Annotated in this window: 15 protein-coding genes; 5 read left to right on the top strand and 10 right to left on the bottom strand. The window is 71.8% G+C overall.

Going from position 1 to position 15,420, the window contains the following annotated elements; all coding sequences use genetic code 11:
- Positions 1–81: 81 nt before the first annotated feature.
- Positions 82–906 (bottom strand): NAD(P)H-binding protein, encoded by an 825-nt coding sequence (locus OIE67_RS43560; protein WP_326631550.1) that lies wholly within the window; start codon positions 904–906, stop codon positions 82–84.
- Positions 907–967: 61 nt separating this feature from the next.
- Positions 968–2,143, bottom strand: a complete 1,176-nt coding sequence (locus OIE67_RS43555; RefSeq protein ID WP_326631548.1) for an FAD-dependent monooxygenase — start codon at positions 2,141–2,143, stop codon at positions 968–970.
- Positions 2,144–2,203: 60 nt separating this feature from the next.
- On the opposite strand from OIE67_RS43555, the gene OIE67_RS43550 reads away from it, so the two are divergent.
- Positions 2,204–2,770 (top strand): TetR/AcrR family transcriptional regulator, encoded by a 567-nt coding sequence (locus OIE67_RS43550; RefSeq protein ID WP_326631546.1) that lies wholly within the window; start codon positions 2,204–2,206, stop codon positions 2,768–2,770.
- A 57-nt stretch (positions 2,771–2,827) separates the two neighbouring features.
- On the opposite strand, the gene OIE67_RS43545 is transcribed toward OIE67_RS43550, so the two are convergent.
- Positions 2,828–3,466 (bottom strand): maleylpyruvate isomerase N-terminal domain-containing protein, encoded by a 639-nt coding sequence (locus tag OIE67_RS43545; protein WP_326631544.1) that lies wholly within the window; start codon positions 3,464–3,466, stop codon positions 2,828–2,830.
- A 100-nt stretch (positions 3,467–3,566) separates the two neighbouring features.
- Positions 3,567–4,295, bottom strand: coding sequence for a nucleotidyltransferase domain-containing protein (locus OIE67_RS43540; protein WP_326631541.1), 729 nt, complete (start codon positions 4,293–4,295; stop codon positions 3,567–3,569).
- 10 nt (positions 4,296–4,305) lie between these two features.
- Between OIE67_RS43540 and OIE67_RS43535 the strand changes: the two genes are divergently transcribed.
- Positions 4,306–5,121 (top strand): SDR family NAD(P)-dependent oxidoreductase, encoded by an 816-nt coding sequence (locus tag OIE67_RS43535; protein WP_326631539.1) that lies wholly within the window; start codon positions 4,306–4,308, stop codon positions 5,119–5,121.
- On the opposite strand, the gene OIE67_RS43530 is transcribed toward OIE67_RS43535, so the two are convergent.
- Complete coding sequence (locus tag OIE67_RS43530) at positions 5,108–6,049, bottom strand: ribose-phosphate diphosphokinase (protein ID WP_326631537.1); 942 nt, start codon at positions 6,047–6,049, stop codon at positions 5,108–5,110. The genes OIE67_RS43535 and OIE67_RS43530 overlap by 14 nt on opposite strands.
- A 60-nt stretch (positions 6,050–6,109) precedes the next feature.
- Complete coding sequence (locus OIE67_RS43525; protein ID WP_326631536.1) at positions 6,110–6,736, bottom strand: HAD family hydrolase; 627 nt, start codon at positions 6,734–6,736, stop codon at positions 6,110–6,112.
- 117 nt (positions 6,737–6,853) lie between these two features.
- Here OIE67_RS43525 and OIE67_RS43520 point away from each other — a divergent pair, with 117 nt between their 5' ends.
- The gene (locus OIE67_RS43520) at positions 6,854–8,653 is read left to right on the top strand and encodes an alkyl/aryl-sulfatase (RefSeq protein WP_326631534.1); all 1,800 of its coding nucleotides are present in this window, start codon (positions 6,854–6,856) and stop codon (positions 8,651–8,653) included.
- Positions 8,654–8,661: 8 nt separating this feature from the next.
- Here OIE67_RS43520 and OIE67_RS43515 read toward each other — a convergent pair whose 3' ends face one another.
- Complete coding sequence (locus OIE67_RS43515; protein ID WP_326631532.1) at positions 8,662–9,600, bottom strand: LysR family transcriptional regulator; 939 nt, start codon at positions 9,598–9,600, stop codon at positions 8,662–8,664.
- Between the two features lie 116 nt (positions 9,601–9,716).
- Here OIE67_RS43515 and OIE67_RS43510 point away from each other — a divergent pair, with 116 nt between their 5' ends.
- Positions 9,717–10,604 (top strand): NAD(P)H-binding protein, encoded by an 888-nt coding sequence (locus OIE67_RS43510; RefSeq protein ID WP_326631530.1) that lies wholly within the window; start codon positions 9,717–9,719, stop codon positions 10,602–10,604.
- 41 nt (positions 10,605–10,645) lie between these two features.
- On the opposite strand, the gene OIE67_RS43505 is transcribed toward OIE67_RS43510, so the two are convergent.
- On the bottom strand, positions 10,646–11,155 hold the full coding sequence (locus tag OIE67_RS43505) for a hypothetical protein (RefSeq protein WP_326631528.1): 510 nt from the start codon (positions 11,153–11,155) through the stop codon (positions 10,646–10,648).
- Between the two features lie 23 nt (positions 11,156–11,178).
- Positions 11,179–12,597: a purine-cytosine permease family protein gene (locus tag OIE67_RS43500; protein WP_326631527.1), complete on the bottom strand. Its 1,419-nt coding sequence runs from the start codon at positions 12,595–12,597 to the stop codon at positions 11,179–11,181.
- A 305-nt stretch (positions 12,598–12,902) separates the two neighbouring features.
- Between OIE67_RS43500 and OIE67_RS43495 the strand changes: the two genes are divergently transcribed.
- On the top strand, positions 12,903–14,294 hold the full coding sequence (locus OIE67_RS43495) for an MFS transporter (protein WP_326631525.1): 1,392 nt from the start codon (positions 12,903–12,905) through the stop codon (positions 14,292–14,294).
- An 82-nt stretch (positions 14,295–14,376) separates the two neighbouring features.
- On the opposite strand, the gene OIE67_RS43490 is transcribed toward OIE67_RS43495, so the two are convergent.
- Positions 14,377–15,357 carry an NAD-dependent epimerase/dehydratase family protein gene (locus tag OIE67_RS43490; RefSeq protein WP_326631523.1) on the bottom strand — a complete coding sequence of 327 codons (981 nt, stop codon included), beginning with the start codon at positions 15,355–15,357 and terminating at the stop codon, positions 14,377–14,379.
- Positions 15,358–15,420 lie beyond the last annotated feature (63 nt).

Genomic DNA, 15,420 nt, shown 5'->3' with positions numbered 1-15,420 from the left:
CGAAGCTGCCCGCCTCCCGGTCACACGCGTGACGCGCCGACACTCTCGGCGGTCCGCTGAGCGAAGTCGCCGGTGTCCCGGTCATCCGCGGAACGCGTCGGCGTGCTCCGTGGCCCACTGGGCGAAGCCGCGCGCGTCCCGGCCGGTCACTTCGCGTACGGTCGGGACCACGGTGTAGCCGTCCTCGGGCGTGTTGCCGAGGGCGCTCACGAGGAACTCGATGGTCTGCTCGGCCATGCCGTCCGCGGCCCACTTGGCGCGCGCCTCGTCCACGGTCAGCTCCACGAAGCGCACGTCCCTGCCGATGGCGGCGCCCAGGATCTCCACCTTCCGCTTCAGCGTGATCGCCTCGGGCCCGGTGATCGTGTACGTCCTGCCGCCGTGTCCCCCCTCGACCAGCACGGTCGCGGCCACGGCGGCGATGTCGCGCTCGTGCACCAGGGCGCTCAGCCGGTCGCCGAACGGCTCCTTGATGACGCCTTCCGTCCTGACCGCGTGCGCCCACCAGCGCAGCGTGTTGGACATGAACTCGACCGGGTTGAGCAGCGTCCACTCCAGATCGGTGGCGGCCAGCGCCTGCTCAAGGGCGCCGTCCGCGCGTCCGCCGAGCACCGTGGCCCGCCGCACGCCGGCCGCGGCGGCCAGCTCGACCAGCCGGGCGGGGTCGGGAAGGGGCGTGTAGTCGTCGCCGGCGAAGGTGATGAAGTGCACGCCCGTGACGCCTTCAAAGGCGGCGGCCACGGACTCGGGCCTGGCCAGGTCGCCGGCGACGACCTCGACGCCCGCGGGCAGCGCGGCCTTGCCGGGGTCCCGGGTGAGGGCCCGCACCTGAGCCCCCGCGTCGAGGAGCTCCTGCACGACAAGACGGCCGACGGTGCCGGTGGCTCCGGTGACGAGGAAGGTCATGGCGAACCTCTTTCATTCGGGAACGGAACGTTCTGATCCCAGAATACCAGAACGGAACGATTTATTCCACATAGGGCTTGAGGGTGATCGCGTTCGCGGCACGGGCGATCGGGCCGGTGATGCGGTCGATCATCCGGTCCCTGCCGGGCAGGCGCGGCAGCAGCCGCATCATCCTCAGCTGGAACCACAGGGCCGCCCGCGACCCGCTGACCATGCCCTTGATGTTCGTGGGCCCCAGCGCCTGGTTCGCCTCGACGAACGGCCGTAGCTCGCGCTCGTACCCCTCCAGTCCGTCGCCCCCGGTCAGCTCGCCGGCCAGCACGTACGCCCCCACGAGCGCCAGGCTCGTCCCCTGCCCCGAGGCCGGCGAGGCGCAGTAGCCCGCGTCGCCGACCAGCACGACCCGCCCCCGCGACCAGCGGTCCATGTGGATCTGGCTGACCGAGTCGAAGTAGAGGTCGTCGGCCTCGCGTACGTCCTCCAGCAGCGCCGGGACCCGCCAGCCGACCCCGTCCATGGCCCGCTCCAGCAGCTTCTTCTGTCCGGCGACGTCCCTGTGGTCGTAGTCCAGTGGCTCGGACGACCACATGAACAGCGCCTTGGCGTTGCGGTCGCGTCGCGTGCTGTAGACGTTCGCGGTCCTGCCGACGGTCGCGTGCACGGCCTCCTCGCGGTCCAGGCCCAGGGAGTTGGGCACGGTGCAGATGGAGATGTAGTGGCCGAGGTCGCGGGTGAAGCCCGGCTCCTCGCCGAACGCGATCCGCCGGGTCGTGGAGTGCATGCCGTCGGCCCCGACGACCAGGTCGAACCGGCGCGAGGGCGATCGCTCGAAGGTCACCGTGCCGTCCTCGGCGATGCCGGTGATCGAGTCGCCGAAGACGTATTCGACGTCGTCGCGGGTCAGGTCGTACAGGAGCTCGTTGAGGTCGCCGCGCATGATCTCGAGGTCCTCGCCCGTGCGCCCGCCGAACAGGGCGGCGTCCAGCGTGCAGACGACGCGGCCCTTCGCGTCGTAGGTGGTGGCGACGCGCATGTCGGTGCTCCTGTCGCGGACCGCGTCCAGGAGGCCCATGCGCTCGACGACCGTGAGCGCCGCGCCCCGGATGTCCACCTTGTAGCCGCCTGTGCGGATCGCGGAGGCGCGCTCGACCACCGTGACGGTGTGGCCGTGCCGCCGCAGCCAGTACGCCGACGCCGTGCCCGCGATGCCGGCGCCCGAGATGAGGATGTTCGTCATGCCGAGGACAATACATCTGTCTAAGACAACTGTCTAGGACGGTTGTGTTAAACTGAGCGCATGGGAAACAGGGAAGATCTGCTGGCCGGGGCGAAGCGCTGTCTGATCGAGAAGGGCTATTCGCGCACGACGGCGCGCGACATCGCCACCGCCTCGGGCGTGAGCCTCGCGGCCATCGGCTACCACTTCAGGTCGAAGGAGGCGCTGATGAACGAGGCGCTGTTCCAGGCGATGCAGGAGTGGGGCGACGAGCTGGCGGCGACCCTGTCCGCTGACGTCAAGGCGGACGCCACGCCGCTGGAGCGGTTCGAGGCGGCGTGGGACCGCGTAGTGGAGTCGTTCGCCAGGCTGAGGCCGTTGTGGGTGACGCAGTTCGAGCTGCTGGGGCAGATCGACCACGTTCCAGAGGTGCGCGAGCAGCTCGTGCGCGGCATCAAGGAGGCGCGGCTCGGGCTCGCGGAGCTGTTCGAGGGCATTGCGCAGGGCACCGACCCCGAGCGCGAGCGCCTCACCGGCACCCTCTACCAGGCCATGCTGGCGGGCTTCCTGTCGCAGTGGCTGCTCGACCCGGACAGCGCGCTGTCCGGGCGCGAGGTGACCGCCGCCCTGCGCCTGGTCGCGGGCTGAGCCCTGCTGAAAAGGGTCAGCAGGCGCTGATCAGCGCCGGAGCGCGGCCATATCGGGTCAGAAGGCGCTGATGGTGGCCGGGGCGCGTTCGGCGCGGCTCAGCGTACGAATGACCGCCGTGGCCCCATGACGGTGTACGGCCAGGCGGGCCAGCAGCTCGACCACCGGATCGATCACCGACGTGGGCAGCTCGGGGGTCTCCAGGCCGACGCTGGCCGCCAGGTCGTCGGAGTGCACGACCAGCTCGACCAGCCGGGTCAGCAGCAGGTCGTCCAGCCGCAGCGACCAGCCCGCCCAGGGCAGGTGGACGACGCGCTCGTCGGGCTCGGCGGCCAGCGCCGCGCCGAGCATCTCCAGCAGCGCCTGCGCCCGCTCGACCAGCACCGCGGGCCCGGCCGCCGCCGAGGCTTCACCGCCGCGCCGAATGCTCAGGTTGCTCTCGTGGTCGAGCCCCGCCTGCACCCACGGCGAGCGGGTGAAGTGCTCGATGAGCGGGATCGGCTCCTGGACCTGGTCGTTCGGCGGCAGCACGTCCGCGACCCTGACCAGCTGGTGCGCCAGATGCCCGGCCAGCCCGGCGACGCTGAACTCCACGAGCGCGCTCGGCTTGTCCCATGACGCCGCCACGGCCGGATCGCGCAGAAGCGACACCGCCGACGCCGCGGCCACCAGATAGGACTGCCTGCTTTCCCCCATGTGTCGCCCTCTCCCGGGTTTCAGGTGGTGATGTGCGATGACACTATGCACCTAACAAACCGCCCGCGCATTGCCATCCTGCCTGATGAGACAGCTGATCTCAGGCGAGGGCCCGCCTGATCGCGGACCTGACGAACGCCCGCGCCAGCCGCGCCCGCCTGAACCGGCTGAGCACCGGAGGCCGCGTGCCGTACCGGCGGGCGCGGATGTCGGCCACCACCGTCTCGGGCGCCCCCAGCTCGGCCAGGACGTCGAACGCCTCCCGCTTGCTGATCAGCCGCCCCTCCCGCAGCGTGACCGTGGCCCTGGCGACCGTCAGCATGCCCAGGTCCACCCAGATGTCCTTCAGCCAGCGCCGCCGCTGCTGCGCCTTGACCAGCCAGAAGTCCCGCAGGTCCGTACGGACGAACCGGGTCAGCTCCTCGTCCGACACCGGCGGCAGCAGTCCGTCCGGCGGCGGCCCGTACAGCACCATGGCCCCTTCGTGCAGCTCGCGCCGCGTGACCGCGGTGACCGGACGGCGGAAGATCTCCCCGAACGCCCACGTGATGTGCTCGGCGGAGAGGTCGTCCAGCTCCTGCCTGGCCAGATAGGAACAGTGCAGCTGCTCGGCCAGCGGCAGGCGGAGCCGGCGGTGCACGGCCTTGATCCGGCGCCAGTGGTCCATCGTCGCGGGGGTGTCCATGACCGCGATCAGGTCGAGGTCGCTGCGCCCCGGCTGGTAGTCACCGCCCGCGAGCGAGCCGTGGGCCCAGAGCGCGACCAGGGGAACGGCCGATTCGACACCCTCCTGAAAATCCTTGAGCAGTCTTTCGGTGGCTGCGTGCATGATGGCAACTATGATCGATTCGAGGCTCGGAGGAAAGGTCGCGTTGATCACCGGCGCCAATCACGGCATCGGCGCCGCGACCGCGGTGGCGCTGGCCGTGGAGGGTGTCGCGGTCTTCCTCACCTACAAGCGGCTGACCCCGTCCAACGAGCCGGCCTATCCGGCGGCCTACGACGAGATGCGGGCCGCGAGCGCCGACGAGGTGGTGCGGCGGATCAGGGCGGCGGGCGGTTCGGCGGAGGCGGCCGAGGCCGACCTGGCCGACCCGGGCACCCCGCAGGTGCTGTTCGATCTGGCCGAGAAGGCGTTCGGGCCGGTGGAGATCCTGGTCAACAACGCCAGCGGCTGGCTCAGCGACACGTTCACGCCGGCCGGGCGCGACGGCTTCGGCCGTCCCCTGCGCCTGGTGGACGCGGAGACGTACGACCGGCAGTTCGCGGTGGACGCGCGGGCCCCCGCGCTGCTGATCGCCGAGTTCACCCGCCGGCACCTGGCCCGCGGCGCGAGCTGGGGCCGCGTCATCGGGCTGACCTCGGGCGGCCCCGACGGCTTCCCGACCGAGGTCTCCTACGGCGCGGCCAAGGCCGCCCAGGAGAACTACACCATGTCGGCCGCGCACGAGCTCGGCCGGTACGGCATCACTGCCAACATGGTCTATCCGCCCGTCACCGACACCGGCTGGATCAACGAGGAGGTGGAGAACGCGGTCGCCGCCTCCAGCGTGCTGCGCGACATCGCCCAGCCGGAGGACGTGGCCGAGGTGATCACGTTCCTGGCCTCCCACCAGGGGCGCCGGGTGACGGGGCAGCGGCTCAGGATGTACTGAACAGGGCGCTCACCGACTCGCCGTCGTGGATCCGGCGCATGGCCTCGGCCAGGGCGGGCGCGATCGACAGGACGGTGAGCTTGTCGCCGGCCTTGGGTGGCGGCGGCACGGTGTTGGTGCAGACGATCTCCTCGACCTCGGGCAGCTCGCTCAGCCGCTCGATCGCCCCGCCGGCGAACAGGCCGTGGGTGCAGGCGATGCGTACGGACCTGACCCGCTGCTCGCGCAGGCGGTCGAGCAGCTCGATGACCGTGCTGCCCTTGGCGATCTCGTCGTCGAGGATGATCACGTCCTTGCCCGTCACGTCGCCGATCACGGAGCTGATCACCACGCGGTCGTCGCTGAAGCGCTGCTTGGCGCCCATCGCGACGCCGGTGCCGAGCAGGCGGGCGAAGTGGGCGGCCTCCTTGGCGTTGCCCAGGTCGGGGGAGACCACGACCGTGTCGGACAGGTCGTAGCGGCGGAAGTGCCTGGCCAGCTCGCGCAGCGCGTGCAGGTGGTCCACGGGGACGCTGAAGAAGCCGTGCACCTGCGGCGAGTGCAGCGTCATGGCGAGCACCCGGTTGGCGCCCGCGGCCACCATCAGGTCGGCCACCAGCCGCGCCCCGATCGAGATGCGCGGAGCGTCCTTCTTGTCACTGCGGGCGTAGGCGTAATGGGGCATCACCACGGTGGTCCTGGCCGCGGAGGCGCCACGGGCGGCGTCGAGCATGAGCAGCAGCTCGACCAGGTGCTCCTGGACGGGCGGCACGAGCGGCTGGATGAGGAACACGTCGCGTTCGCGGCAGTTGGCCTGCAGTTGCACTTCGAGCACGTCGTTGGCGAATCGGTTGAGCTGGACGGGGTGCAGCGGGGTGCCCAGGTGGGCGCAGATCTCTTCGGCCAGTTCGGGGTGGGCGCTGCCACTGAAAACCGTGATGTCTCGCACGATTCCGTAATCGTAGCCACAGGGGGTGACGTTCTACGAGAGCGACCCGGCCTGTGGCCGTTACGACAGGGATTCCGGGGTGAGCGCGTCGAGGCCGGGCAGCACCCGCCAGGCCAGCGCGAGCGCGTCCGGCGCGGGCGGGTAGCGGGGGTGCGGCACGGCGATCACCCGCATGCCGGCGGCGTACGCCGAGCGCAGCCCGTTGCTGGAGTCCTCGACCGCCACGCAGCCGCCGGGATCGGCCCCGATCCGGCGGGCCGCCTCCAGATAGCCGTCGGGCGCGGGCTTGCCGCGCGGCACCTCCTCGGTGGAGACGGTGGCGGCGAACGACTCCGTCAGCCCGGCCGCGTCGAGCACCACGTCGATCAGCCGCCGCGGTGACGAGCTGGCCAGGCCCAGCGTGGTCCGCTCCGACAGCCGCCGCACCGCCTCGACGGCGCCGGGCATCAGCGGCACCTCGTCGCGGTAACGCGCGGCCATCTGGTCGACCACCCCGCGGGCGATCTCATCGGGCGGCAGGTCCACGCCCAGTTCGTGCAGGTACGCGGCCCACTCGGGGGTGCTCATCCCCATCAGCCTGGACTGCGTGTCGGGCTGCCAGGCGCCGCCGTGATCGGCGACGAAGGCCCGCCGCACCTCCTCCCACACCGGCTCGGAATCGACCAGCACGCCATCGAGGTCGAACACGCACGCTTCCATGATGAACAAGCCAATCACATGGCCGGGGGCGGGAGATGTCCTTATTGCCCTAGATTAGGGGTTTTGTTGAGCTATGCCGACGGATTCCAGGGCATGCGGCAGGGCATGGCAGACCTTCCCTTCCACGACAGAGGCGACTTCGAGGACGCCGACCGCGGCTTCCTCGCCAAGCTCAGCCCCGCGGTGATCAAAACGGTGGACGGCCGGGTCGTCTGGGACAACGACTCCTACGACTTCCTCCAGGAGGACTGCCCAGGCACGGCGCATCCCAGCCTCTGGCGGCACGGCCGGCTCTGCGCGAAGCAGGGCCTGTACGAGGTCACCGAGGGCGTCTACCAGGTACGCGGCCTGGATCTGTCCAACATGACGCTGGCCGAGGGCGACCACGGCGTCGTCGTCATCGACCCGCTCATCTCCACCGAGTGCGCCGCCGCCGCGCTCAAGCTCTACCGCGCCCACCGCGGCGACCGGCCCGTCACCGGCGTCGTCTACACCCACGCCCACGCCGACCATTACGGCGGCGTGCGCGGCGTCACCTCCGGCGGCGTGCCGATCCTGGCCCCCGCCGGCTTCATGCGGCACGCGGTGACCGAGAACGTCTACGCCGGCCCCGCCATGACCCGCCGCGCCGCGTACATGTACGGCCCCGCCCTGCCCCGCTCCCCGGAGGGCCAGATCGGCGCGGGCCAGGGTCTGACCGCCTCGACCGGCACCATGTCGCTCATCCCGCCCACGGTCGAGATCGCGCGTACCGGACAGGAGGAGACGATCGACGGCGTCAGGATGATCTTCCAGCTCACGCCGGGCGCCGAGGCGCCGGCGGAGATGAACTTCCTGCTCCCCGGCCGCCGCGCCCTCTGCCTGGCCGAGAACGCCACCCACAACCAGCACAACGTCCTGCCCCTGCGCGGCGCCGCCACCCGCGACGCGCGGGCCTGGGCGCGCTACCTGGGCGAGGCCCTGTCCATGTTCGCCGGTCTGGCCGACGTGGCCTTCGCCTCCCACCACTGGCCCACCTGGGGCGCCGAGCGCATCGAACGCTTCCTGTCCCAGCAGCGTGACATGTACGCCTACCTGCACGACCAGACCCTGCGCCTGCTCAACAAGGGCCTGACGGCGGCCGAGATCGCCGAGACCGTACGGATGCCGCCCGAACTGGAGCAGGTCTGGCACACCCACGGCTACTCCGGCTCGGTCAGCCACAACGTCAAGGCCATCTACCAGCGTTACCTGGGCTGGTTCGACGGCAATCCCGCGCATCTGTGGGAGCACCCGCCGCGGGAGAGCGCGATCCGGTACGTCGAGTGCATGGGAGGCGGCGCGGCCGTGGTCGCCTACGCCAGGCGCTACATCGACGAGAACGACCTGCGCTTCGCCGCCCAGCTGCTCAACCACGCCGTCTTCGCCGACGAGGGCAACAAGGAGGCCAGGGACCTGCTGGCCGAGGTCTACACCCGGCTCGGCCACGGCGCCGAGAACGCGACCTGGCGCAACTTCTACCTCATGGGCGCCCTGGAGTTGTCCGACGGCATCGCGCCCGCCCTCATGGAGACTGCCTCGGCCGACTTCTTCCACGCCCTGACCGTGGAGCAGATCTTCGACTCGATCGCCATCCGGGTGGACGGCCCGAAGGCCTGGCACGAGCGGCTGAACATCGACTGGCACCTGATCGACCTGGAGGAGCGGCATCGTACGACGCTGTCCAACGGCGTGCTCATCCAGCAGTTCGATCCGCCGGGCGAGAGCGCGGAGCTGACCCTGCGGCTGACCAAGGCCCAGCTCGTCGGCCTGCTGTCGGGCAAAGGGGTGGAGGGCATCGAACGCGAGGGGGACACGACGGTGCTGCAGCGGCTGGTGGCCGTACTGGACCGGCCGGTGCCCGACTTCGCCATCGTGACGGCCTGACCAACCCGTCAGGCGGCCTCGGACGCGCGCAGCGTGCGGCGGACGGCGTCGCGCAGCCAGCGGTGCGCGCCGTCCGCCGCCTGGCGGGGGTGCCAGGCCATGCCGATGGTCAGCGGCGGCAGCGGCAGCGGGATGTCGAGGAGCCGCAGCCCGGCGGCGGTGGCGTCGTGGGTGAGAGGCGATTCCGGCTCGCCGGGGAGCGCGGCGGGGACGAGGACGACGACGTCACTGCGGGCCGCCAGCGCCATCGCCGCCAGGTGGCTGGGGAGGACGGCGGTGACCCGCCGGTAGAGGTTCCGCTCGGCCAGGGCGGTGTCGAGCGGGCCGGTGAACCGGCCGCGCCGGCTGACCACGACGTGTTCGGCGGCGGCGAGCCGCGCCGCATCCAGCGGCTCGCCGGCGAGCGGGTGCCCCGGGCGGACGGCGGCCGCCATCCGGAGCGTGACCAGCTCCTCGACCTGGGTCTCCGGGTCCACGTGGTCGATGGATCCGACCTCCAGATCGATCCGGCCGTCGCGGAGGGCCGGACCGGCCTCCAGCTCCTCCGCCAGGAACCGGAACGACAGGCCCGGCGCCTCCTGCCCGGCCAAGTTCAGCAGCCCGGGGGCGAGCGCCGCACCGACCAGGTCGGCCGCCTGGAGGGTGAAGGTGGTGCGCAGGGTGCTGAGGTCGGTGTCGCCGGCGGGGCTGAGCAGGGCGCCGAGGCGGCGTACCACCGCGGCGGCCTCGTCGCGCACGGCCAGGGCGCGGGGGGTGGGGACCATGGTCTGCCCGGCCCGGACCAGGAGCGGGTCCTGGAGGGTACGGCGCAGGCGGGCGAGCGTGCGGCTCATGGCGGCGGGGGAGGTGCGCAGCCGGGCCGCGGCCCGGGTGACGCTCTGCTCGGTCAGCAGGGCGTCCAGTGCGACGGCGAGATTGGCGTCGAGGGCCGAACGTGAGCTGTCCACCAGCATCATTCCATTTCGAGCAACAATCCCTTGCTGAGGTTCCCATTGTGGCATCACCGGGACCTTCCTCAGGATGAAAGGCGTATCCGTTCCGAATTCCCACCTTTGAGGTTTTCATGATCGTCATCACCGCCCCCACCGGGAACATCGGCCGTCACCTGCTCACCCGGCTCCTGGAGTCCGCCGCCGGGGAGAAGCTGCGCGTGATCGTGCGCGACCCCGCCCGGCTGCCGGACGCGGCCCGCGAACGCGTCGAGGTGGTCACCGGCTCGCACGGCGACGCCGCGGTGGTCGACCGGGCCTTCGAAGGCGCCGACGCCGTCTTCTGGCTCGTCCCGCCGGACGCCTCCCTGACCCCGGAGGACGCCTGGACCGGCTTCACTCGCCCCGCCGCGAAGGCGCTCGCCGTTCACGGGGTCGGGCACGTCGTCGGCGTCTCCGCCCTCGGCCGCGGCACCCCGATGGCCGGCCGCGCCGGACTCGTCACCGCCTCGCTGGCGATGGACGACCTCCTGGCCGGCGCCGGCGTCGCCTACCGGGCTCTGGCCTGCCCGTCCTTCTTCGAGAACCTCCTGGAGGAGGCCGCCTCGATCCGCGACGAGGGCGTCTTCACCGACGTCGTGGCCGCCGGCCGCAGGGCGCCCATGGTCGCCGTCGCCGACATCGCGGCGGTCGCGGCCGGCCTGTTGCTGGACCGCTCGTGGGCCGGCGCCGGCACCGTCCCTGTGCTCGGGCCCCGGGATCTGTCTCCGGACGACCTGGCCCGCGTCATGACCGAGCAGCTCGGCCGTCCCGTCCGCTACGAACGCCAGTCGCTCGACGCGCTGCGCGCCGGTCTCGTCGGCCACGGACTCGACGAGGCGTTCGTCGAGGGCATCGTCGCCATGAAGCGGGCCAAGGACGAGGGCCTCGACGCCGGTGTCACCCGCACCCCGGACATCACCGGCCCGACCACCTTCGAGCAGTGGTGCGCCCAGGTGCTCAAGCCCGCCGTCCTCGGCTGAGGTCTATCGCCGCCGGCTCGCGCCTGCCGGGTATGTGGCGCTCAGGACTCTTGGGGGCGCTCGGGAGCGGTGCTCATCGCCTCGCAGGCGAGCGCGAGCAGCGTCACCACGAGCGCCGCGACGCCGGGACCGACCAGGAGCGGCACGGTCAGCTCGCCCGCGTGCCAGGCCGCCGCCAGGATCGTGGACGAGGTCAGCACGGTCACGCCGAACATGGCGGCCCACAGCGGCAGCACCCGCAGATAGGCGAACAGCAGCGGGAACGCCAGCCACACGAACGGCGCCGCCGCCACGGCCAGCACGGCCCACCCGGCGGTCACCAGCCCCAGCCACACATGCGCGAGCCGCACCTGCCCGCGCTGGAGCTCAGGCGTAGTGTCCTCGCCGCGTCGGAACGCGGGCGCGGCGGCGTACACGAGGGCGAGCAGTGCGCCTCCGGCCGCCACCTCCGCGCGATCCTCGCGCAGCATGGTGATCACGGCCATCGCCAGCAGCCCGCAGGCGGTGACGTGCACCGCCCACCTCAGCAGTCGCAACGGAACGTCCATCATCGATGACCAAGCGTAATGGACGTTCAGGCGTGCGCGTCCTCCCGGCGGCGGCCGCCGACGGCGGTGATCGCGAAGTAGAGCAGCCCGGCCAGCACGAGCGCGATCACCACGCCGATGTTCGCGCTGCCGAACGTGCCGCCCTTCAACTCCTCGCTCATCAGGAAACCGACCACCCTGGCGATGTACGGGTCGGCCGAGACGATGAGCCCCAGCCCCACGATCGACGCCACCACCAGCGACACCAGCCCCGCGCCGTTGAGCGCCGGCGCGCCCTGCCGCAGCAGCCGCTCGTCGTACGACGCGCCGCCCGCCCGCAGCCGCCACATGTCCACCAGGAAGATCGCCACCCAGGCCGCCATCACCACGCCCGCGATGGCGAGGAACGCCTGGAAGGTGGCCAGGAAGCTGGTGGAGACGAACAGCAGGTAGTAGCCGCCCAGCACCATCAGCACCCCGTCGATCAGCACCGCGTAGTGCCGCCTGACGGGCACGCCCAGGGCCAGCATCGACAGCCCGGACGAGTAGATGTCCATGATCGCCCCGGCCAGGAACCCGCCGATGGCGGTCAGCAGGTACGGCAGCAGGAACCAGGTGGGCAACGCCTCGGCCAGCGCCGCCACCGGGTTGGCGCCGGCCGCCTCGGCCAGCTTCGGATCGCCCCCGGCCAGCAGCACGCCGAACACGAGCAGCACCATCGGCGGCAGCGCGCCCCCGAGCATCGTCCACAGGGCCACCGAGCGCGGCCTGGAGTTCGCGGGCAGGTAACGCGAGTAGTCGGCGCCGCAGTTGACCCAGCCCAGGCCGAGCAGGGTCATGGCGAAGATCACCCCGCCCACCCAGCCGCCGGGACCGGCCGTGGTCTCCAGCGAGCCGCCCAGCCTGGGCGCCATCAGGGCCATGTAGACGACCGTGAGCACGACGAACACGTACGTCAGATAGCGCTGGACCACCATGATCATCGCGTGGCCGTACACGCCGACGGCGATCACGACCAGGGCCGCGACCGCGAAGCACACGGCGGTGGTCGTGGTGGCAGGGATGCCGGGCGCGAGCCGCCGCAGGATCTCCGCGCCGCTCTGCGCCGCGAGCGTGACCAGCACGATCTCCCAGCCGACGTTGGAGATGTAGGAGAACAGGGTGGGCAACTTGTTGCCGTGGTAGCCGAACGGCGCCCGTCCCAGCGTCATCGTCGGCACGCCCGAGCGGGCGCCGCCGATGGCCACCAGGCCGACCAGCAGGAACGACAGCGCGTACCCGATCGCGCCGGTGACGATCGCGGGCACCACGCCCAGTTGCAGGCCGACGATGTAGACGCCGAAGGCCACGCCGAACAGCGACAGGTTGGAGCCCGCCCAGGGCCAGAACAGGTCTCTCGGCCGGCCTCGCCGCTCCCCCTCGGGGACCGCGTTGATGCCGTTCTGCTCGACCGCCATCGTTCCCATGATCGGACGTTACCCGCGAGCGGGGGCTGCGGGCAAAGAAATCATCGCTCAAAGATATTTCCTGATTTGTCGGGAATCATGAGCGCAGGGGCAGGCGCAAAGGGCAAGCGCAGGGGACAAGCACAGAGGGCAGGCGCAAGCGCGAGGGGCACCGGAGAGGCACCCGAGGGGTTTGCCCGCGGGTGGCCGCCGGGGCCGGGCACCTGACGGGGTGTCCGCGGGAGTCGCCGGAGACGGGCGTCTGGGAGGCACCCTTGAGGGGGCGCCTGAGGGGTGCCTTGAGGGGGTGCCTAAGGGGGTGATTCGTGGCGGCGCCGGATTCGCGACGGCGCGCACTGGCCGTCTGCCTCGTGGCCGCGTTCATGACGGGGCTCGACGTGAGCATCGTCAACGTCGCGCTGCCGTCGATCCGTGACGCGCTGCACGCCTCGGACGACGGGCTGCAGTGGACGGTGTCCGGGTACGCGCTCACGTTCGGCCTCCTGCTGGTCCCGGCCGGTCGGCTGGGCGACGCCAGGAGCCGCCGGACGATCTTCATGTGGGGCGTGGTGCTCTTCACCCTCTCCAGCGCCGCCTGCGGCCTGGCCGGCAGCATGAACGTGCTGATCGTCTCGCGGCTGATCCAGGGCCTGGCGGCCGGGATGATGAACCCGCAGGTCTCCGGCATGATCCAGCAGATGTTCCAGGGGTACGAGCGGGGCCGCGCCTTCGGCGCCCTCGGCGCCACCATCGGGGTGGCCACCGCCGCCGGACCGCTGATCGGCGGCGCGCTGGTGACCGCCTTCGGCGCCGCTCACGGATGGCGGTGGGTGTTCCTGGTGAACCTGCCGATCGGGCTCGTGCTGCTGCCGCTGGCCTGGAAGCTGCTCCCGAGGCAGCGGCAGGTGCACCGGCGGCCGGAGAGCATGGACCCGGTGGGCGTGCTGCTGCTCGGGATCGGCGTGGCGGGGCTGCTGCTGCCGTTCATCCAGCGGCACCAGTGGGAGGGCGAGGCCAAGTGGCTGCTCGTGCCGGCCGCGCTGGTGGTGCTGGCCGGATTCGTGACCTGGGAACGGTTCTACCGGCGCGAGCCGCTGGTCACGCTGGCGCTCTTCCGCAAGCGCTCCTACAGCCTGGGCTCGGCCATCGCGCTGTTCTACTTCGCCGGCTTCACCGGCATCTTCTTCATCTTCACGCTGTACCTGCAGAGCGGGCACGGCTACAGCCCGCTGCTGGCCGGGCTGGCGATCACTCCGTTCGCGCTCGGCTCGGCCTCGGCGGCCGTGGTCGGCGGCCATCTGGTGGGACGGCTGGGGCGGCGGCTGGTGGCCATCGGGCTGTCCATGGTGATCGCCGGGCTGCTCGCCACGATGGCGGCCACCGCGCTGGTGCCAGGACAGGCGACGGGGCTGGCGACCGCGCTGCCCCTGCTGCTCGCGGGCACGGGCAGCGGCCTGGTCATCTCGCCCAACCAGGCCATCACGCTGTCGGAGGTGCCGCCGGAGGGCGGCGGCAGCGCGGCGGGGGTGCTGCAGACCGGGCAGCGCCTCGGGTCGGCGATCGGGATCGCGGCGGCGGGCACGACGTTCTTCGGTTCGCTGGGGCAGGGCTGGGCGACGGCGTTCAGGCACGGGCTCCTCGTGGTGGTGCTCGCGGTCGCCATCGCCCTGTCCGCCGCCCTCTACGACCTCCTCCACACCTCCCGCTCACCCTCGTAAACCCACCCACCGCTCACCCTTGTGAAGCCTCCTCACCTGCGTGGCACCACCTCCCGCTCAGCCTCGTGAAGCCGCCTCCCGCTCACTCGCCGAGCAGCTTGGCCTCCACTGCCGGGTCGAGGCCCACGGCTGGGCGGTCGGGTCGCATGGGGGCCTTGCCGCCGATGCCCCGCAGCCAGGCCCAGGTGTCGGCGACGGTCTCCTCGACCGGCCGGATCTCCAGTCCGGCCGCGACCGCCTTGCCGACGTCGCCGCCGTACATGAAGGCGGAGTCCTCGCCCGTCAGCCAGATCGGCAGCTCGGTCCACGGCCGCACCCCGGCCGCCAGCAGCCGCTCGCCCTCGACCCAGCGCAGCTCGGCTCCCGCCCCGGTCACCCGCGCGCAGAGCTCCAGCAGCTCCCGCATCGTGGTGAACCCCGGCTGGCTCACCACGTTGAACGCCCCGCCGACCCCCCGTTCGGCCGCCCGCAGACACCAGGCGGCCAGGTCACGGGCGTCGATGTACTGCAGCCCCGCCTCCGCGGGGCCGGGCGCGAGCACCGGCCCGCCCCTGGCCATCCGGCTCAGCCACCACGGCAGCCGCCCGATGTTCTCGTAGGGCCCGAGGATCAGCCCCGCCCTGGCCAGCAGCGCCCGATCGCCGAAGGCGGCCACGGCCCCCAGCTCGGCGCCCGCCTTGTTGCGCGCGTAGTCGCCGTCACCGTCGCCGGCCGAGGCGGCCACCACGGGCGCGCTCTCGTCCGCCCCGAAGGGCACCGGATCGGCGTAGACCGACCGGCTGGAGACGTAGACGTATCGGCCGGCCCGATCGGCCAGCAGTGCGGCCGCGTCTCTGACCGCGACGGGCGCCCACGACCAGGTGTCGACCACGACGTCCCACTCGCCGCGCTCCAGCGCCGCCAGACCGCCGGGAGCCGACCGGTCGCCGCGCAGCGCCGTCACTCCCGCGGGCGGGGTTTGGCTGCCCCGATTGAAGACCGTCACCTCCCATCCCATGGCCAGCGCCTCGTCCACGACCGCCCGGCCGACGAACTCCGTACCGCCCAGCACCAGAACCCTCATGGCCTCCACCCTGCCCGCCGCAGCCCGAGGGCGGAACCCGTGCACGCCGTCAGCGGAATCGCC

It is taken from the genome of Nonomuraea fuscirosea (assembly GCF_035917475.1).
GTDB classification, from domain to species: domain Bacteria; phylum Actinomycetota; class Actinomycetes; order Streptosporangiales; family Streptosporangiaceae; genus Nonomuraea; species Nonomuraea fuscirosea.
Note: the sequence above shows the minus strand (reverse complement) of the source record. Positions and strands in the feature narration are given on the sequence as shown.